14 protein-coding genes and 2 pseudogenes are annotated in these 17,942 nt (G+C 58.5%); 5 read left to right on the top strand and 11 right to left on the bottom strand.

The window, feature by feature from the left end:
• Positions 1-19: 19 nt before the first annotated feature.
• From OHD62_RS30690 to OHD62_RS30680, 3 genes are all read right to left on the bottom strand, one after another.
• Complete coding sequence (locus tag OHD62_RS30690; protein WP_263790816.1) at positions 20-949, bottom strand: PDR/VanB family oxidoreductase; 930 nt, start codon at positions 947-949, stop codon at positions 20-22.
• A gap of 27 nt (positions 950-976) precedes the next feature.
• The gene (locus OHD62_RS30685) at positions 977-1,468 is read right to left on the bottom strand and encodes an MOSC domain-containing protein (protein WP_263790944.1); all 492 of its coding nucleotides are present in this window, start codon (positions 1,466-1,468) and stop codon (positions 977-979) included.
• A gap of 157 nt (positions 1,469-1,625) precedes the next feature.
• The gene (locus OHD62_RS30680; RefSeq protein ID WP_263790942.1) at positions 1,626-3,122 is read right to left on the bottom strand and encodes a PLP-dependent aminotransferase family protein; all 1,497 of its coding nucleotides are present in this window, start codon (positions 3,120-3,122) and stop codon (positions 1,626-1,628) included.
• A gap of 83 nt (positions 3,123-3,205) precedes the next feature.
• Here OHD62_RS30680 and OHD62_RS30675 point away from each other — a divergent pair, with 83 nt between their 5' ends.
• From OHD62_RS30675 to OHD62_RS30660, 4 genes and pseudogenes are all read left to right on the top strand, one after another.
• Positions 3,206-4,438 (top strand): trans-sulfuration enzyme family protein, encoded by a 1,233-nt coding sequence (locus OHD62_RS30675; RefSeq protein ID WP_263790940.1) that lies wholly within the window; start codon positions 3,206-3,208, stop codon positions 4,436-4,438.
• 52 nt (positions 4,439-4,490) lie between these two features.
• Positions 4,491-5,393 carry a dihydrodipicolinate synthase family protein gene (locus OHD62_RS30670; protein ID WP_263790814.1) on the top strand — a complete coding sequence of 301 codons (903 nt, stop codon included), beginning with the start codon at positions 4,491-4,493 and terminating at the stop codon, positions 5,391-5,393.
• 33 nt (positions 5,394-5,426) lie between these two features.
• Positions 5,427-6,062, top strand: coding sequence for an FMN-binding negative transcriptional regulator (locus OHD62_RS30665; protein ID WP_263790812.1), 636 nt, complete (start codon positions 5,427-5,429; stop codon positions 6,060-6,062).
• A 283-nt stretch (positions 6,063-6,345) separates the two neighbouring features.
• Positions 6,346-6,579 (top strand): annotated as a pseudogene (locus OHD62_RS30660) (DDE-type integrase/transposase/recombinase); the annotation flags it as partial.
• Between the two features lie 255 nt (positions 6,580-6,834).
• Here the strand turns inward: OHD62_RS30660 and OHD62_RS30655 are convergent.
• The 4 genes from OHD62_RS30655 to OHD62_RS30640 all read right to left on the bottom strand — a co-directional run bounded on the left by OHD62_RS30655 (position 6,835) and on the right by OHD62_RS30640 (position 12,551).
• Entirely contained in the window at positions 6,835-8,757 is a 1,923-nt protein-coding gene (locus OHD62_RS30655) for a class I tRNA ligase family protein (protein WP_263790811.1), read from the bottom strand.
• 71 nt (positions 8,758-8,828) lie between these two features.
• Positions 8,829-10,187, bottom strand: a complete 1,359-nt coding sequence (locus OHD62_RS30650; protein WP_263790810.1) for a lysine N(6)-hydroxylase/L-ornithine N(5)-oxygenase family protein — start codon at positions 10,185-10,187, stop codon at positions 8,829-8,831.
• Positions 10,078-11,139: a saccharopine dehydrogenase C-terminal domain-containing protein gene (locus OHD62_RS30645; protein WP_263790939.1), complete on the bottom strand. Its 1,062-nt coding sequence runs from the start codon at positions 11,137-11,139 to the stop codon at positions 10,078-10,080. The genes OHD62_RS30650 and OHD62_RS30645 overlap by 110 nt, the downstream gene beginning before the upstream one ends.
• A gap of 227 nt (positions 11,140-11,366) precedes the next feature.
• Positions 11,367-12,551 (bottom strand): MFS transporter, encoded by a 1,185-nt coding sequence (locus OHD62_RS30640; RefSeq protein ID WP_263790808.1) that lies wholly within the window; start codon positions 12,549-12,551, stop codon positions 11,367-11,369.
• A gap of 572 nt (positions 12,552-13,123) precedes the next feature.
• Between OHD62_RS30640 and OHD62_RS30635 the strand changes: the two are divergent.
• Positions 13,124-13,960, top strand: a pseudogene (locus OHD62_RS30635) (IS110 family transposase); the annotation flags it as partial.
• 417 nt (positions 13,961-14,377) lie between these two features.
• Here the strand turns inward: OHD62_RS30635 and OHD62_RS30630 are convergent.
• From OHD62_RS30630 to dapA, 4 genes are read right to left on the bottom strand one after another with little or no spacing between them, the layout of a single operon-like run.
• Positions 14,378-14,821 (bottom strand): Lrp/AsnC family transcriptional regulator, encoded by a 444-nt coding sequence (locus OHD62_RS30630; protein ID WP_263790806.1) that lies wholly within the window; start codon positions 14,819-14,821, stop codon positions 14,378-14,380.
• A complete protein-coding gene (locus OHD62_RS30625) occupies positions 14,805-15,626 on the bottom strand; it encodes a homoserine kinase (protein ID WP_263790804.1) in 822 nt (273 codons plus the stop codon). The genes OHD62_RS30630 and OHD62_RS30625 overlap by 17 nt, the downstream gene beginning before the upstream one ends.
• Positions 15,627-15,642: 16 nt before the next feature.
• The gene (locus OHD62_RS30620; protein ID WP_263790802.1) at positions 15,643-17,052 is read right to left on the bottom strand and encodes an aspartate ammonia-lyase; all 1,410 of its coding nucleotides are present in this window, start codon (positions 17,050-17,052) and stop codon (positions 15,643-15,645) included.
• Positions 17,053-17,062: 10 nt separating this feature from the next.
• Complete coding sequence (dapA, locus tag OHD62_RS30615) at positions 17,063-17,941, bottom strand: 4-hydroxy-tetrahydrodipicolinate synthase (RefSeq protein ID WP_263790800.1); 879 nt, start codon at positions 17,939-17,941, stop codon at positions 17,063-17,065.
• Between the last annotated feature and the right edge of the window lies 1 nt (position 17,942).

Genomic DNA, 17,942 nt, shown 5'->3' with positions numbered 1-17,942 from the left:
GCTGCATCCCAGTGGACCGTCAAAGATCGAGCTTCAGCACGCCCGTCGCTCGTGACACGCAGGCGATGAAGCGGTGGCCGCGTGCGTCTTTCGACAGGATGGAATCCCGATGGATCGGCTGCCCACCAAGCATCCCGCATTCGCAGGTCCCGCAAACGCCGTTCTCGCATGAGGCCAGCAACGGCACCCCGGCTGCGCGCAGGGCCGCGAGCGCCGTGGTCTGCGCCGAAACCTCGACCACCCTGCCCTCACGCAGTTCTATGATGAATGGTTCCGGTGGCGCGCCGTCAAGCCCGGCAGGCTGGAAAGTTTCGAAATGAACAGTGCCCTCGGGCCAGTGTTCGGCCGCGCGCCCCACAGCCGCCATGAATCCGGGCGGCCCGCAATAGTAAGTCTGTGCGTCGGCCAAACGGTTGGCCAGGAGCGCGGCGATATCCTCCCGGGTCGCCGGCTCGTCATCGAAATGGAGCTGCACATTTCCGACAGGAAGATCGCTCTCGATCGCCGGCAGGAGTGGCGTGAGCGCCCGGCTGCGGGTGAAATAATGCAAGTGGAACGGCTTGGCCTGCCGGGTGAGCGCGCGCGCCATGGCCAGAATCGGGGTGATTCCGATCCCGCCTGCCAGCAGCAAGATCGGCCCCTCGCCGGGCTTGAGCGCAAAATGGTTGCGTGGCGCCGAGATGGGCAGTGTGGAGCCGGCCGCAACGGTTTCGTGAATCCACGCCGAGCCGCCACGGCCGTCACTCTCGCGTTTCACCGCGATGGTGTAGCGGCCGAGCTCGGTCGGGTCGCCGCAAAGCGAATACTGACGCACCTTCCCCTCAGGCAGATGGACATCGACGTGAGAACCTGCCTCGAACGGCGGCAGCAGAGGTTTGCGCGGGTGTTTCAGGTCGATGATCAGCACGTCACCGGGCTCCTTGCGGACGGCGGTCACGGTCAGCTTCATGATGATGCGGGGCGAGGCCATGGCGTTTCACTCGTCGATGGGCAAGATCAGATCACCGGGGCGGATCACGCCCCCGACCTCGATTGTGCAGTTCAGGCCCGAGCGGTTCAGAAGCCCCTCGTAGAGACCCGGAAGCCCCAGCAACTCCTCGATATACTTGCACGGCACATTCATCCGGGCAGCCCTGAGGATCGTTTCACCGACCCGGAAGCGTTTGCCGACAAGATGGCTAAGCGGAACGCCTCGTGTTGTGATATTGCGCCGGTGATCTTCGGGTGCGAGCTTGGCCTTGAAGCCCGGTATCCTGGGTTCGCCCTGCGCGATCGCGTCCAGAACTTCGGCTTCGATCAGTGTCACCTCGCGAACGTCAGGACGCGCGGAATAGGTCCCCGTCCCCAGGTAGTAGCGGTCTCCGACAATGCCTCGGCCGGCCACGAGCTGCGCCTGCGCCAGCTCCTCCATTTCATAAGAGGCAGCGGGCGCGATATGGATGTGCAGCAGCTTTCCTTGCCAGGTCATGCATCGCTCTCGGAAATCGTCTTCCACCAAAATCTGCCGCCAAACTGGCCTGATCAACAGCACCAGTTGCATGGCGTTTTCCCAGTCCAGTTGGCTTTGCCACGAAATGCGGGGGCCTTGGGGTCGCTTTCAGCGCCAGCTTTCGACGTCCCCTGTCTCAGTCACCCTGCCCCGGCAACGCGTCTTGCACTTGCTTGACAACCTCGCGCAGGACCTCAACGCCCTTCTCGATCTGCCGAATGCTCAAGGCGGCGTAGCCCATGACAAGCCCAACGCGATCGGTGCGGCCTTCCTCCGAGTGTCGTTCGTAAAGGGGCGATATCAGGTGTAGCCCCAACCCCGTGCGTCGGGCGGCTTCGACCAGTGCCGTTCCCCGCGATCGCTGCAGGTCGTTGAGCCAAACGACGACGTGCAGACCAGCCTCTGCTCCCTGGACAGCGATGCGATCTCCCAAGCAGCGCTGCAAGGCGCCCAACAATGTCTCCCGACGCTCGCCGTTCAGCCTGCGCACGCGGCGCACATGGCTTTCGTAGCCGCCGCTCTCGATGAGAGAGGCCAGAGCCTCCTGTTCAGCCACCGGCGAATGCCGGTCCGCGAATTGTTTGGCGGTTGCGAAGACCTCCTGCAATTCCGGCGGGACGACGAGGTAGCCGATACGCAGCATCGGCGAAAGCGTCTTGGAGATCGTGCCGAGGTAGATGACAGCCCCGTGGTCCTCGAGACTGTGCAGCGGAGGGACCGGATTGATGTCATAGCGATATTCGCTGTCGTAGTCGTCCTCGATCACGTAGGCGTTGTTGTGCCGCGCCCATTCCAGAAGCTGATGGCGGCGCGCGATCGGCATGACGCCGCCCAGCGGAAACTGATGCGATGGCGTGACATAGGCCAAGCGTGCCCCGATCCCCGCCAGCAACTCCGTCTTCATCCCATCCTCGTCGACGGTGACGGGGATGGGCGAGGCACCGGTACTGGCAAAGACCTGACGCGCCATCCTGTAGCACGGATTCTCGATGACGAAGTGGTCGGCGGGATCAAGAAGCAGGCGAGCGCACAGATCGAGGCCCTGCTGCGAGCCGTTCACAACTATGATCTGCTCGAGGTCGCAGCTCAAGGTTCGGGCGCGCCAGAGATAGCCCTGCAGCGCCTGGCGTAGCCTGCGCGAGCCGCGAGGATCGTCATAGGCAAGACGCAACGGGCGCTGCCCCATCGCCTCGTTCATCACACGTTTCCAGACCAATGCGGGGAAGTCTGCCGGCGCCAGGTCGCCATAGCGGAAATCGACCCTCAACCCGGTCGGCAAGTAATCTGGCCAGGGCGGCGTGACGCGCAGTCGTTCGCCATAGGCGGATATATGAACCGGGCCTAGCCGTTTCGGGGAAGTGCGGCTTGCCTCAGGACCGATTAACGAAGATGAAACGCGAGGTCGCGCGCCTTGACGGACTTCGATGAAACCTTCCGCAGCCAGTTGCTCGTAGGCGACCGTCACCGTCGTTCGCGAAACCCCGAGGTCATTTGCCAGGCCTCGGGAGGACGGCAACTGACTGCCGGTTTCATAGACGCCGCCCAGGATTTGCTCGCGAAGAGCCTCGTAGATCTCGCGTGCACCCATCGCGTGCGAGCGACCGGCAGCACCGGCACTTGAAGACTGGCCCATTTCATTCATCGCCAACTGGATATTTCGCATTGGCCAGTTTGCCGTCAATCTTTCGGAAACCCAAGAAAGATCTTCGAGGCCGAATGACCCGCACCTATCAATCCGCAACCGATGCTCCCGCGCGTTCGCTCAACGACACCGGCCCCGGTTTCGCCACCCGGGCGATCCATCATGGCTACGATCCGTCCGGCTTTTCCAATGCCGTTCAGCCACCAGTCTTCTTGACCTCGACCTATGGCTTCGAAAGCGTGGCAGCAAACGAGGCCGCCGCCGCGCTTGGCGGAAGGCTCTACGCGCGCGAATACAATCCCACGACAGAGATCCTCGAACAACGGCTCGCCAATCTGGAAGGAGCCGAGGCAGGTCTGGTCATTGCCTCGGGGATGGCGGCTTTCGGCACGCTGATCCTGTCGCTCCTCTCCCAAGGCGATGAACTCATTGTCCACAAGACGCTTTATGCGAACACGCTTGCCATGGTCGAGCAGGCGGTCCCCCGCTTCGGCATCAAGGTCGTGGCGGTCGATCTGTCCGATCCACAAAATCTCGAGGCCGCGATTACCGAGCGGACGCGGCTTGTTTTCTTCGAGACGCCGGTGAATCCGCTGAGCCGCATCCTCGACATCGCTGCCATTGCCGAGCGCGCCCATGCGCGCGGTGTCAAGGTTGCAGTCGACAGCACCTTCGCCTCGCCCGCGCTCCAGCGACCGCTTGAACACGGGGCCGACATCGTGCTCCACTCGCTGACCAAGTACATCAACGGTCATGGCGATGCCCTTGGCGGGGCGATTCTGGGCGACGCCCAAACACTCCGCACGCTGCACGAAACGGGCCTACGCTACATCACCGGCGCAGCGCTCTCGCCCATGTCAGCCTTCCTGATCCTGCGCGGTCTGAAGACGCTCACGCTTCGTATGGAACGGCACAGCGCCACAGCCCTTGCGGTGGCTCAGGCGCTCGAGGCGCACCCGGCGGTGGCATTTGTGAGTCATCCCTTCCTCGACTCGCACCCTGATCAGGTGACAGCGCGAAAGCAGATGTCCAACGGGTCGGGCATGTTGGCCTTTGGCCTGCGCGCTGGATACGAAGGCGCGCGCCGGATGATGGACCGGCTCAACCTGATCACTCGCGCCGTCAGCCTCGGCGATGCCGATAGCCTCATCTATCATCCGGCAAGTCTCACACGTGCTCGGCAGCCGATCCGCAAGGATGCCCATCTGGCCGACGGAGTCGGCGAGGACCTCATGCGTCTGTCGGTGGGTCTTGAAGACGCCGATGACCTGATCGCCGACCTGCGGCAGGCTCTGGACGCCTTGTGATGACCTGTCGTGCGCCCAGCCCTGCCCTCACGCACCAACCTGGAGCCTTGCCATGGCATTCCTGAGCGGTCTTTCCGCGTTCCCCATCACGCCTGCCGATCGTGACGGCCGCGTCGACACCGTTGCTCTGCGCAGGCTGATTGCTCGGCTTGGCGACGCTCAGGTCGATTCCATCGGTCTTCTCGGCAGCACCGGCACATACATCTTTCTGTCGCGCGAGGAACGGCGGCGGGCGCTCGCCGAGACCTTGGAGGAAACCGCAGGGCGAATGCCGGTCGTGGTGGGTGTAGGCGCGCTACGCACTGACGAAGCCGTGCGGCTCGCGCAGGACGCCAAGGCCCTTGGAGCTGCGGCGGGGTTGCTTGCCGCTGCCTCTTATACCCCGCTCACTGATGACGAGGTGTTCGAACATTTCTCCACAGTGGCGCGCGAAAGTGGCCTGCCGATCATCGTCTACGACAATCCGGGAACGACGCATTTCCATTTCACCCCAGCCCTCGTCAACCGCCTGGCAAAGGTTGGTGGGATCGTCGCTATCAAGAATCCGACCAACAAAAGCGATGCGATCAAGAGCCATCTGGCCGACCAGAGGCGAACGCTGCCGGAAGGGTTCTCGATCGGTTACAGCGGCGACTGGAATGCCGCCGAGGCCATGATCGCCGGCGCCGATACATGGTACAGCGTCCTCGCGGGCATCCTGCCCGAGGCATGCATGATGATCGTCAGGGCGGCGCAGCAGGGCGATGCGGCCGAAGCGCGACGGATCGATGCCACGCTTTCGCCGCTCTGGAGCCTCTTCCAGGAGTTCTCAAGTCTTCGCGTCGTCTATGCCCTTGCCGAATTGCTCGACATTTGCCGTGCCGACCCCCCGCGTCCCATCCTGCCTCTGCCTGCAGCAGCGAAGGACCGGGTCGCCGCCGCGTTGGAATGCCTGCCATCAGATGCCAGCCGGTGAACAGCGACCCGGCGGCCCGTGAAAGGAACTGTCATGTATGTACCCGCGCATTTCAATGAACCGAGCCGAGAAATCCTTTACCATCTGATCGAGAACAACGCCCTCGGCGTGCTGATTACCCATGGCCGGAGCGGGCTCGACGCCAATCACATCCCCTTCGAACTCGACGCGTCACATGGAGAAAACGGCACCCTTCGCTGCCACGTCGCCCGCAACAATCCAGTTTGGCAGGACGTGGCGACCGGCGATGAGGTGCTCGTGGTGTTCCGCGCCGGCGATGCCTATATTTCGCCCCAGTGGTATCCGAGCAAACAGGACTTTCACAAGCAGGTGCCGACTTGGAACTACATCGTCGCACATGCCTATGGACGGATCACAATCCACGACGACGAACGCTATGTCCGCCGCAATGTCGCCAAACTGACTCACAGGCACGAGTCGACCCAGCCTATCCCGTGGAAGATGGGGGACGCGCCCAGGGACTTTATCGACACAATGGTCAAGGCGATCGTCGGCATAGAGATCGAGATCACTCGCCTTGTCGGCAAGGCCAAGCTCAGTCAGAACAAAGAGCGGCGCGACATCCAAAACGCTGGCGAAATGGTCAACGCCCAGGGGGATCATCCGATCGGTCAGGCGATGCTGGCAGCCGCCGCCCGGAAAGTCTGAATGAATGTCGATGGAACATGATCCTTGAGCCACGCCGCGAAATCCATTCAATGCTTTGTCTTAGCTGTGCATGCACGGCCAACACGGCTATGTCGACAAGGGGGCCGATGGCTCAATCAAGGCCTGACTCATGCGCTAGCGTCACTTTCGTTAGCGAGCGCGTCGGCCTGACGGCTGAAACGATGACGAACATCGATACGTCAAGCACCCTGCCCTGCACTTGCCGTGGTTGTTAGGTCTTGCTCATGCTCCCCTAGGAGGACGGTAGTCGATCCATCCGTGCAAGAAAATACGGATTGGCGCGTCGCGCCTATTCATGTCTGATAACAACAGGATCGAGCAGGACCACCGGCGCATCAAGCGCCGTGTGCGGCCGATGCTGGGTTTCAAGTCGCCGGCCACCGCCAGCACCCTGTCGGAGATCGAAATGCTTCACATGATGCGCAAGCGACAGGCGAGGTACGCGTTCAATCCAAATCCCTCCCTGGCCGAGCAGTTCGCCATACTGGCGGCATGACAGCGGCCTGTCCCGACCAACCTTCATGACACAGAAAAAACTTTGCAATACAACCAACTCTTGTCGTCGTTTAGCCGCGCTTTTGAAAAGCCATCAACACGTCAGACTTCGCCCGAGCCGGACGACATCGGCGTCGTTTCGGTGACAAGGCTAATCAAAGACGAAGTCCACGATGCACTTCCTGGCTTGCCCGCATCCTCCGGCTGATTCTCGAAAAGTGGCTGCGGTGAACGCCCGAAAACTTTGATCGGTTATTCAACGGCCTCCAGCGTCATGGCTTGCAGACAGACGGACTGGCTCGGCCATCCAGTCGCGGTCGAACCAGCTGAGCTTGGGAGCCTCTAGCCCCAGACTCCTTGCGATGGAGATGGCGAAATCAGGTACGACCGGGTATGTCGCGACACAGAGTCCGACGAGCGCGAAGGTCACCGCGCGGGCCGCAGTCCGGGCAAGCGCCTCCTTCACCTTCGGCGCAGCCGGAACTTGCAGCACTGAACATGAATAGCGCTCAATTGCGTCGACGAACGCCTCGATTGCGCGTGTCAACTGACGTACGTCCGGGTAATCCGCTTCGAATCGCGCCCGCACTTCCGCGTTGAAGCGTGTGCAGTCCGCGAGGAACGCAATGTCGGTGGCTGACCACTGGCCAGGACACGGGAGCTCGTCTGTCGCGACCCGCCCGATGACCTCGTTAGCCTTCGCGACCGATCTCGACAGCCGTCCGTCCCAGAAGTCCCGTTTCCAGCTCTCGTAGGCACCCATGGAGAAGTCCTCGACAGAACCGTCCGGACGACACCGACACAAGTAGAAGCGAAGCGGCTCGGCAGTTTCTTCCGCAGCGATGTCGTTCACCCAGATTGCGTGATTTCGTGATGTTGAGAACTTCTTCCCCTCAAGCGTGAGCATCTGGTTGACGAAAATCCGTCGGGGGAGCATCTCATGGAGATCAAGCGCCGAAAGTACCCCGGGAATAACCAACAGACGTCCGAAGGCGTTGTCCGCCCCGAAGAGAATGTCCAGCTCCGGCATCTCGTCCCGTGGGATTTGGTACCAGAAGGCGGGGCATCCGCTCTTTTCTCTTATCGTTTCTAAGGCGAGCAAGTGCCGAGGCACGTGTTCCATGGTGATGGTAAACCGCTGGCACTCAAATCCTGGGATTGGAATCCGAATTCCCTCCCGGTTTGGGTTTGAGATGCAGACTGCCGGAAGCCCCCGGGACAGCCAGGACTCGACATAGAGCTTTGCGTAAATGGGCAGGAAGTTCCGCGAGGCGAAGGATTCGAGTGCGTCATGCAATGGAGCGAGGTTCAGGAAAAGGCGCTTCAGGGGACGACGTTCCAGCGAGCGCCCGTCGAGATCGACCGGATCCTGGAGTTCGGCATCGAGGACCAGCGCGCCGCAATCCTCGCATTCGTGGCCGGAGGAATAGCCGCCGCAATATGGACATTTGCCGTGGACGAAGGCGTCCACCTTGAAGCGCCCACTTTGGACGTCATACGGGACCAAATGCTCTCTTTCAGCGATCAGGCCCTTGCTGCAAAGTCGCTTAAAGACCTCGAGAACGACCGCCTTGCCGCGGCGGTCAGGCTTTGTCCCAAGGAAAATATCCGAAACTGCATTGAGCCGATGCAGAGCCTCCTGGAAAGAAGCCGTGTTTTTCTCGGCCAGCTGGTAGTATTCCAGTCCAGCAGCGTCGGCCGCAATTGCAATGTGCTCAAGGTGACCGTGCGTGCCCTGCAGCACGAAAACCTCTCGGCCGCCGGTCTCGGCAATTCGGCGCAACACATCCGCGTAGAGGAACGGTCCTGAGGCATGACCTATATGCATGTTCCCATTCGGGGTAAGCATTGCGGGCACCAGCAGCAGCGGTCTGCTCTTTCCTATCGCTTCGTTCGTGGAAGTCGCCTCTTCGAAGGCTGCGCGGCTGTGCCACCACACTGTCTGCATGACTGCACCGCTGTCCAAAGCCTCAATCCTGTGCCTGCTCAGCGGGTCCATCCGAATGCTCTCTCCGCCAAGCAGCAGGAACGTCTTTTCGTCTAGATGAATTCGAACGCCGCCAGAGATCACCGTCCAAAATTCGACTTCCGTATGGTTGTGACGGCAAGTGGTCGCGCCTGGACTGAGCTTCAATAGTCGGATGGAAACGTCGCCCCCTTCCGGGAAGGGATCATGCATGACGATGCCCCCTTCAATCGAGATGGGGACCGCGCGTGTTTCATTTTTGAGATCTATTACTTGCGAACACATCATTTCGTTTCCAGTCTCGAATTTCCGGTTGGCCGTGCCGCTGGCAAGGTCTCGGGGCGACCTTGAGCAGGTTGAAGCACGTGCCCGTCTTGCAGCGCCTTCGCCACCACCGCAGCCCGTTCGGCCAGACCGCCGAGTGTGTGCTCCGTTGGGCCCCGAAGGCCAAAAGAGTGGTTCAACAAGAAAACGCGAGGTCTCGGACCGGTGAAACACGATTCTGGCATCTGATCGAGTCCCACTTCGAAGGACTCATCGACAACGACGTCGCCATCTTCCATTCGCGGTTGCAGCAGTTGGAAAAATGATAGATGGCGACGGTTTGAAAAGCCCGTCGCGCATACCAGGAGGTCAATTTCAAGCGTCGTGGAGTCCGGCTTGCCTCCGATTCCGCGAAGGTCTAGACGAAGACCATTCTCGAGACGCTTTGCCGCCGTGATTTCAGTATACGGGAACAGCCTGAGCCTGTCGCGTCCGCACGCCTGGTCCTCGAATCGAAGATCGTAGATGCTTTTGAGGACGTCCTTGGTGACGGTGGAGAAGTTCGTGTTCCTAGTGTCGGAAAGAAAGCTCTTGCGATCTTCAAGTGGCAACTCCGCGAACTTCAGCGAGTGTGGATAAGTGTAGAAATCATTTACGAACGGGTTGTCATCCGTCTGTTCGAAGAGGTGGCGCCGACCAACGACGATAACTTCCGACACTTCCCGGTGTTGGAGCAGGAATCTGACTATCTCGCCGGCGCTTTGCCCGGACCCGACGACCGCAACGCGAGCGTTAGCGTTGATTATTCCCTCGTTCGCATGGGATAGGAAGAAGTTTGAATGCACCACGCGGCCGGAGTCGACGGCCAGTTCTTCGGGGATGTATGGCTCATGCCCAAGGCTGACGACCACGTCGTCTGCCTCGATTTCTGAAACATCTCCGCTCGAGACATCCCTGGTCGTGACGACAAGGGTTTGGGTTCCCGACGGCTTCTCGTGGAACCTGGCCGCCACCGCCTCCTTGCCGAAAGAAATCTTGTTCGCAAAGAACCGGCTTACCCAGACCAGATAGTCGGAAAACAGCTTCCTTGAAGGATACAGATTGTTCGTATGGATGAAGTGATAGAGAAGCTCCTTGTCACGCAGGAACGAGAAAAAAGTGAATGGGCTTGCCGGATTCCTCAGGAACGCCAGGTCCTTGAACAACGACACTTGGAGCATCGAATCCTCGAAGGCGATGCCCAGGTGCCATTCTGCGCTGTCGCGGCGCTCAAGGACTTCCAGCGAATCCAGAACTGAGGATCCCCGCTCCTTGAGGCAGGTCAGCAGTGCCAGGTTTGCTGGTCCGCTCCCCACGAGTAGTGTCTTTCGTCTTTGCATGACCAGCTCCCAAAATTGTGCTTGTTTCCAACAGCCCGGTCGCGCGCTCGGCTAAGACAGCGATCCGGCTTCTCCTCAGTTGCTCGAGGGCCATCGCGGCGACATCGGCGAGCGCGGCTTTGCTGGGGTGTATGGGACCCCGCAACTGTTGACGCGTGACGCATTCCACGGCTGCGGCCACCGGCACTGCGGTGGCGATCGCCATGCTTGAGATGCCTCGCTCCTGAAGCTCGGAGCGCAGGATGCACGTCCAACGGCCAACCCGCCCTTGGCGATCCTCAATGGCGATGTCAAGGACGACCTGGTCGCCATCGTCATTTGGGTTCCGGCGACTTAAAAGCGCCTCCGTGACCTCCTTGACCTGCAGGCGCGCGCTCCCGATTTCGATCTCCTCGTCGGACAGCAGCCCGAGGCGATGCAACATCCGAACGCCATCCGCAAAGCCAGGCCACCGCACAGTCAACTGTCGAAGCGTTGGAATGCTAGGATGAGCGTCTGCAGCCGTCGACGAAACCATTGCATCATCGTATGCTTCGAGAAGGCCGACACCATCCACGAACAGCTGAGATACGCTTTCGAATCGATTTCGCGTTACGGCTTGGCCGTCGATTCGAGCCAACGCGAGCCTCTGCTCTATGGGCAGCCGACGCCCAAAGGCGAGAGCATAGTTCAGCGGAGGTTCCGGAATTCTGGGTATCCCTCCGCAATGAGTTACTATGCTCTCTATGTCCCTTATTTCAGCCGCAACCAGCGAGACTAAAGATTCAACCAGTCCTGGTTCGAGACCCGCTCCCAAGACTACGGGCGGACCGTTAGGCGGTACCCGGAGAATGTCAGGATCCCCAGGGCTCGGCCTGCCGACGCAAATAATAGGGGTGTGTAGACCTGCCTCGTGCGTTTGGTGCAAAAGCTTGCCGACCAAAACTCGGGAATCTCTCCAAGACGTAGCCATGATCAGCGATCGGGCTTGAACCGAGAGAGCGGATGGACCCAACGACACGTCGAAGCGGACGTTTGCGAGATTGCCCAGAAGCCGTTGCGCCACGGCAAGCGCAGAATGGCTCCTGTCAATCACGACAACGAACGAGTCCGGCTGATCCGCAAGTTGCAGCGCCACTGCCCGACCGACCGGCCCGGCTCCGATGACGACGTGTGATCTCTCGTGCATAGTGCCCTGCTTCAGCCTTTACTGCCAACTACGGTCGGGGTCGGCTTGCGCCGGATCGTGCGATAGCCAAGGAGAGCGATAGCCGTTTGCAGTAGAGCCAAGCCGGCAATCAACAGCGTCAGCGTGTCGTATCCCAGATGGACTGAGACGAGCCCTGCGGCGAAGGGGAAGAAATACAGGCCAAGAAAATAGGAAAGGCTGAAGATGATCTGCACCAAAGTCCGGGACTGCGGCGCAGTCACGCGGATGGCTTCTGCCTGTATCAGGGGATAGGATAGCCCATAAGTTATGCCGGTCGCCAGCGATGCCATTGCGTAAATGACGGGGTGGCCCGGGGAGTAGTGAAAGCCGAGAAGCGAAACGACCATCCCGCCCAGAAGTAGCGGCAAGGTGCGGTCGGCCGCACTGCGGGTTACGCGCGGACCAATTGCAAATCTGGAGCCGACTGATCCTATGGCCCAAAAGCCAAAGAATATTTCGTACGGTAGACCTGAATTATTCGCAAATGTAACCTGGAAGTTTATCAAGCTAGTGTAAATGCTTGCGGACAACAGTACAAGAACAAAAAACAGAGCAGATTTGCTGAAGAGGAGATCAAAAAGGTCGCGCGCAATCGAGGCGTTATTCGGAATATCGGCTTCGCCGATGTTCGCCGCATGTCGCGCTGCCCACGATGACAACGCTGACCCTGCCGTCGCCGCGAGCATTGCCAGAATGAACATATCCAGCGTGCCCAAGCCGGCGTACCGGGTAAGGAGGCTGCTCAGCAGCGGTCCGCAGGTTAACCCTAAGGTGGAGAATGCAGAGTAGGCCATGAAGCTCGATGGCCGGTCTGCATCGCTTGAGAGGGCGGAAATGCATATCGAGCCGATAGTGAAGTGCAGCGCCCATCCGCCTGATTTCAGCATGTAGCTGAGGAAGTAGGGGAATGTCGCGCGCACCCCCGACAATTCGTTCAAGAGTACGGTCGCGCAGGCTGCTGCATAGAGAAGCCCGCCGATGGGTGCGAGCCTCCGCACACTAAACTGGCGTATCAGCGTAGGACTGATCAAAACTATTAATATAGCGACCGCCATGCCTGCTGCTGAGATCGAACCAAAAAAGATCTCGTCGCGCCCAACCGACAACAGGTAGACTGGAAACAGGGCAAAAACGCCCATCGCGAAGGAAATCAGATATCGTTCAGCAATGAACATGCGCCTGTACCACAAAAGGCGCGTATTATTGATCGAGATGCTGCGAGAGTTCATTTTGTTATACCATGAAACTGTACTTTGCGTCGGTTAGGACGAAGATAAGTTATGCATCCGAATATAATTCGCGGTTTTGATGTGACCATTGTCATGGTCGAAGGGATACGTTTCCTTAGATCGAGAGCCTGAAGCATTGCGGTCCTTCGCCTGTTCATCGTGGCTACCCGTGACACGAGTTATGGCCGGCAGCTGTTGCCCGCCCCGCAACGAAGGCTCTCAAGAGTCATGCCAGCTTGCTTGATTGAGCTGAGGAAGGAACTTTATGGTCGCTTTTCAGTCGATTAGCCCGAAGCAAAGCAAGAGATCGACTGAAAATGGCCATATCGCGAATTCGACAAACCCGACAAACCCGACAAACCCGACAAAAGATGTCGGATGGCGTTGTTGAGACTGCTCCGCTCTGACCTCGCCGGTGAGCCACGAACATCGTGCTGTGTCCAAATGGAGCCCGGAGTTGAGAGGGTTGTGTTGCAAAGTTTTTTCTGTGTCATGAAGGTTGGTCGGGACAGGCCGTCTGGGCACGAGTGTTGGCCGAGGCTGGACACGAAGTTCGCCTGATGCCGCCTGCCTATGTCAAACCATATGTGAAGCGCGGCAAGACAGATGCTGCCGATGCCGAAGCGATTTGCGAGGCCGTCACACGGCCGACCATGCGCTTCGTAGCGGTCAAATCGGAAGGCCAGCAGGCGGTTCTCATGCTTCATGAGGCGCGGGAACTCCTGGTGCGCCAGAAGACGATGCTCACCGATGCCATTCGCGCCCATCTTGCCGAGTTTGGCCTGGTCGCGGCGCAGGGACCGGGTGGATTGTCAGCCCTTCTGGCGGTGTTCGATGCTCATCGAGAGTAACTGCGACGACTCGCATGCACTGCGCTCGATGGTCTGATCGCGCAAGCTGATCATATCGCGACCGAGATCGCCGCGCTGGAGGCCCGCATTCTCGAATGGCATCTCGGACACGCCGCCAGCAAACGCCTCGCGACGATCCCAGGCGTCGGACCACTCACAGCAAGCGCGATCGCAGCGAGCGTCCCCAACGCTTCACTGTTTCGTTCAGGGCGACAGTTCGCCGCCTGGCTCGGCCTGACGCCGAGAGCTCATTCGAGCGGAGGCCATGAGCGTCTGATGGGCATCAGCAAACAGGGAGACGGCCATCTTCGCCGCCTGCTTGTCGTCGGCGCTACAGCCGTGCTGCGATACGCTCGTCAGTCGACAGGAGCGAAGGTTTCGGCAACGCAGCTTCTCGAGAGGAAGCGCCCGAAAGTCGTCGCGGTCGCGCTGGCCAACAAGATGGCGCGGATCGCGTGGGCGCTTCTGCGCCGCAACGAGACCTACGTGGCGCCGACGGCATAAAGCGCCGGAAATCGCGCCACAAGCAGACATGCATGGGTGCTGAGAGCAGATGACGAACCGGCCGTGCCGGGGATCGGGACACCCCTTGGGGTCAGAGCGCATCAAAAGCGCGCAAAATTGATTGGGAACCGATCCGCGGACTTCATCTTGGCCAGCGAGGCGAGCCTCGCATGAAACAGGCCGTAGACATGACTGCACCTGGCCGGTCCGTCACCCACAATCACCCTTGCGCAACGGGGGCCGTCCAGACATGAACCCCGATCGGCGTCCGAGGCCATCGACTAAAAGCGAGGGCCCGGCCAGCCGACCCCGCTCTGGACGGCCGCTGCGAGAAGGCGAGGCTCTCCACACCGGCAGAAACCCGGATCGGACGATCAGCAATGCAACCTGAGTTGGCTCTCCTCAGAGCCGATAGTGCTATTTTCGAATGACGGATGATAAAGCAAACGCCGTAAGGGTATCACGTACCCCTGGCAATTCGGAGATTTGCTGCCAGATTTGCCGAATACGGTCCGCGTCACCGGACTCCACCCGCACCAAAAGATCGAAGTCCCCGGTCATCACGTCGCACGAAATAACCTCCGGAATGCGCCGCAATGCGTGAATGACATCGCCACCCCTCATCCGATCATGTCTATAAACGAACATCATTGCGGTTGTGAGAGCTTCGTTGCTTAAACCTTCACCGGACACGATTGTGTAGCCCTTGATGAAGCCCTCCCGCTCAAGCCGTTCGATGCGCACGCGAACGGCGTTTCGCGACAAGTTGACTTTGCTGGACAATTCAGCGTGCGATATGCGCGCGTTGTTCTTCAATTCGTTCAGGATTTGTTCGTCCGTTCGATCAAGCAGGTATTTCATGGGCGTCCAAGCCAACCAGTCCTGATTGCGTTAACCCGATAGCCGATCGAAATGCGCTTACGGCAATATCGGGGAGATGCACGTTATCTCCCTTTCTCCCATAGCACCTGGCTGTCGCCGCCATGACAAAGGCGGGCAGCGCATCCCGCTCCGCGTCCGACAAACTTCTAACACTCTCGTATCCGGCCAGAAGTGCTTGAGCCCTGCCCTTATCCAGGTCTCCACTCGGCTTACCGGTCCAGTCAACAAGGACATCTGCAACTTCCGCAATGAGCGCATCATCATGGCGGAGTCGAAAATTTATGATACCGCTGACCTTGTCATCGAGAAAGAAAACATTCTGATGGACCAGTGCTCCGTGAACCGGTCCTGTCGGCAGCTCATACGAAGATCTATTCGGATGGGGCTGCAAAATGGAGTGAATCCTTGCCATGGTCTGCCCTAGGCTGTGACACTTGTGCGTTACGGGATCAAACGTTGACGATCCAGGCACGAAACTCACGATCGCTACGAGTTTGCCAGCTGCTCGAGAGGTGGCATTTCCGTCGAGGCTTCGAATTGGCTTCGGACAAGGGACTCCGTTATTGTGGAGCCTCTCCATGGTTTCAAATGCTCGTTCCAGATCTGACGGTTTGGCGCCATTTTCGAACAGGGTGACGATAAGGTCATTTTCTTTGGATCTGAAAAGATACGTCGTTTCTCTGTCACCATCAGCAATGCCGATGACAGACAGCAATGATTTTATCCCGTAAGCAGACGCAATAGCGTCACGATCCTCGTCAGAGAGCTCAGTGAATACAGCCATTACCCTTACCAGCCTCTTAGGGTTTAATCGGGCTCTCAGAAGAGCGATCCGCGCCCCCGAAGATCTGATGTATCTGGATGTGAGATAATATACCCTCGTCTTCAACGACCTGTCGTAGTCGCTTCTTTTCGGTCAAAGCCCTCTTTGAAAGAGCCGACGCTTTACTATAGCCAATCAGCGCCGCCAGGGGTGTGGCAAGGACGAGAGAGTGATCGCAATATGATTGGCATCGATCAACATCGACCTCGATACCTTCGACGCAACGCTGCTTCAGAATTTTGATTCCTTTTGTCAACAGCCGCATGGACTGGAGAATGTTCAAGACTATGACGGGCTCCATCGCGTTCAGCTGCAACTGGCCTGCGCTCGCCGCGAGCGTCACCGTCAAATCATTGCCTATCACCTGGAACCCAATCTGGTTCATCATCTCAGGGATGACCGGATTGATTTTTCCCGGCATTATGGACGAACCAGCCTGTACGGCCGGCAGTCGGATCTCTCCGAAACCCGTGCGAGGCCCGCTGCTCAACAGACGCAGGTCGTTGCATATCTTTGAAAGCTTTACCGCGATTCGCTTCAAAGCGCTGGAGAAGCTAACGAAGGCTCCGGTGTCGGAAGTGGCTTCAATAAGGTTGTGAGCAGGTACCAAATCGAAGCCAGAAATTTGATTGAGATGATTGCAGGCAAGGCTTGGAAAGCCAAGCGGGACATTGATGGAGGTACCGATCGCGGATCCACCCAGGTTAACTTCCCTCAGCAGCCTCGACGCCGACTGCAACTGTATTATGTCTTCTTCCATCAGTTCCGCAAAGGCCTCAAACTCCTGGCCAACCGTCATAGGCACGGCGTCCTGAAGCTGCGTGCGACCAACTTTTGCGACTTGATCATACTGAGCTGCCTTCACTCGGAAGGCGTCTCGAATATTTACCTGCGACGCGATTAGTGCATCGCAGGCCCGCAAGATGGTTAGGCGTATTGCCGTTGGGTAAACGTCATTGGTCGACTGCGACAAGTTGACGTCGTCATTGGGATGGAGTGTGACATAGTCTCCCACTGCCCGCCCAAGCTTCAGGAGAGCGAGGTTTGTTACGACCTCATTGACGTTCATGTTGGTGGAAGTCCCGGCACCACCTTGCATCATGTCGACTGGGAAATTCTGATCGATGCCCTGCCGTTCTATCAGATCTTCACAAGCCTCGGAAATTGCCATTGCTTTTGATCTTGATATCAGCCCGAGATCCATATTGGCCAGCGCCGCTGCTTTCTTCACCATGGCCATGGATTGTATGAGTTCGGGAAAGTCCTTCAGTTGTAGCCCTGAAACGTCAAAGTTCTCAGCTGCACGTGCGGTATGTACGCCATAGAGAACGTTACTGGGAATGAGGAGCGGGCCGATAAGATCGGATTCAATACGTCCTGGAAGCATGTCTTGCCTCTTATCCGAGGATTCCAGCATGCAGCATGGCACGCTTGATTTCATCCTGGACTGTCGGGCTGACAGCGACGAGCGGCAATCGAAGGTCTGCCTTCATCCGACCAAGAAGCTCCAACGCATATTTGGGACCAGCAGGATTCGTTTCGAGGAAGAGCGCTCTGTGGAGCGGCATCAGCTGATCCTGCAACTTGAGCGCTGCTGCAAAATTACCGTCCAGACAGGCCTGCTGGAATAGAGCACAAAGACGAGGTGCGACGTTTGCGCTCACCGAAATACATCCATGACCGCCGTGCGCCATATAGCCCAAGGCAGATCCGTCTTCACCCGACAATAAATTGAATTGCGGGCCGCACGCCATGCGCTCAAGCGAGGGACGCAATATGTTGCCCGTGGCGTCCTTAACCCCACAAACATTGCGACAGTTTTTGAATATTCGCGCCAGAGTGTCAACTTGGATGTCGACGACGCTGCGAGGCGGTATATTGTAAACTATGATCGGAAGTCTGCTGACAGCGTCAATCGCCTTGAAATGCTGGTAGATTCCCTCTTGAGTCGGCTTGTTGTAATAAGGAGAGACAATGAGCAGTGCATCGGCGCCTGCGTTTTGAGCATGGCGCACGAACTCCAGGGCTTCCTCTGTGCTATTGGAGCCGGCCCCTGCGATGACTGGTACACGACCGGCGGCGGCGTCTATGGTGATCTCCACCACCCTCTTGTGCTCGGCATGGGTAAGTGTTGGACTTTCTCCTGTCGTTCCACACGGTACCAGACCTGATGATCCTTCTGCAATTTGCCATTCAATAAAGTCGCCCAATGCAACGTCATCGACATGACCGTCGTTGAACGGTGTTACAAGCGCCGTGATAGAACCTTTGAACATC

Source organism: Mesorhizobium sp. YC-39, assembly GCF_025753795.1.
GTDB lineage: Bacteria > Pseudomonadota > Alphaproteobacteria > Rhizobiales > Rhizobiaceae > Mesorhizobium.
This window is presented reverse-complemented; position numbering and strand designations above follow the sequence as displayed.

Excerpts from the sequence above, each read along its gene's own strand:
- OHD62_RS30690 (WP_263790816.1), bottom strand. The coding sequence starts at position 949 with ATGAAGCTGACCGTGACCGCCGTCCGCAAGGAGCCCGGTGACGTGCTG.
- dapA (WP_263790800.1), bottom strand. The coding sequence starts at position 17,941 with ATGTTCAAAGGTTCTATCACGGCGCTTGTAACACCGTTCAACGACGGT.
- OHD62_RS30685 (WP_263790944.1), bottom strand. The coding sequence starts at position 1,468 with ATGACCTGGCAAGGAAAGCTGCTGCACATCCATATCGCGCCCGCTGCC.
- OHD62_RS30655 (WP_263790811.1), bottom strand. The coding sequence starts at position 8,757 with ATGCATGATCCCTTCCCGGAAGGGGGCGACGTTTCCATCCGACTATTG.
- OHD62_RS30670 (WP_263790814.1), top strand. The coding sequence starts at position 4,491 with ATGGCATTCCTGAGCGGTCTTTCCGCGTTCCCCATCACGCCTGCCGAT.
- OHD62_RS30630 (WP_263790806.1), bottom strand. The coding sequence starts at position 14,821 with ATGAAATACCTGCTTGATCGAACGGACGAACAAATCCTGAACGAATTG.
- OHD62_RS30620 (WP_263790802.1), bottom strand. The coding sequence starts at position 17,052 with ATGCTTCCAGGACGTATTGAATCCGATCTTATCGGCCCGCTCCTCATT.
- OHD62_RS30675 (WP_263790940.1), top strand. The coding sequence starts at position 3,206 with ATGACCCGCACCTATCAATCCGCAACCGATGCTCCCGCGCGTTCGCTC.
- OHD62_RS30680 (WP_263790942.1), bottom strand. The coding sequence starts at position 3,122 with ATGGGCCAGTCTTCAAGTGCCGGTGCTGCCGGTCGCTCGCACGCGATG.
- OHD62_RS30640 (WP_263790808.1), bottom strand. The coding sequence starts at position 12,551 with ATGTTCATTGCTGAACGATATCTGATTTCCTTCGCGATGGGCGTTTTT.
- OHD62_RS30665 (WP_263790812.1), top strand. The coding sequence starts at position 5,427 with ATGTATGTACCCGCGCATTTCAATGAACCGAGCCGAGAAATCCTTTAC.
- OHD62_RS30650 (WP_263790810.1), bottom strand. The coding sequence starts at position 10,187 with ATGCAAAGACGAAAGACACTACTCGTGGGGAGCGGACCAGCAAACCTG.
- OHD62_RS30645 (WP_263790939.1), bottom strand. The coding sequence starts at position 11,139 with ATGGCTACGTCTTGGAGAGATTCCCGAGTTTTGGTCGGCAAGCTTTTG.
- OHD62_RS30625 (WP_263790804.1), bottom strand. The coding sequence starts at position 15,626 with ATGGCTGTATTCACTGAGCTCTCTGACGAGGATCGTGACGCTATTGCG.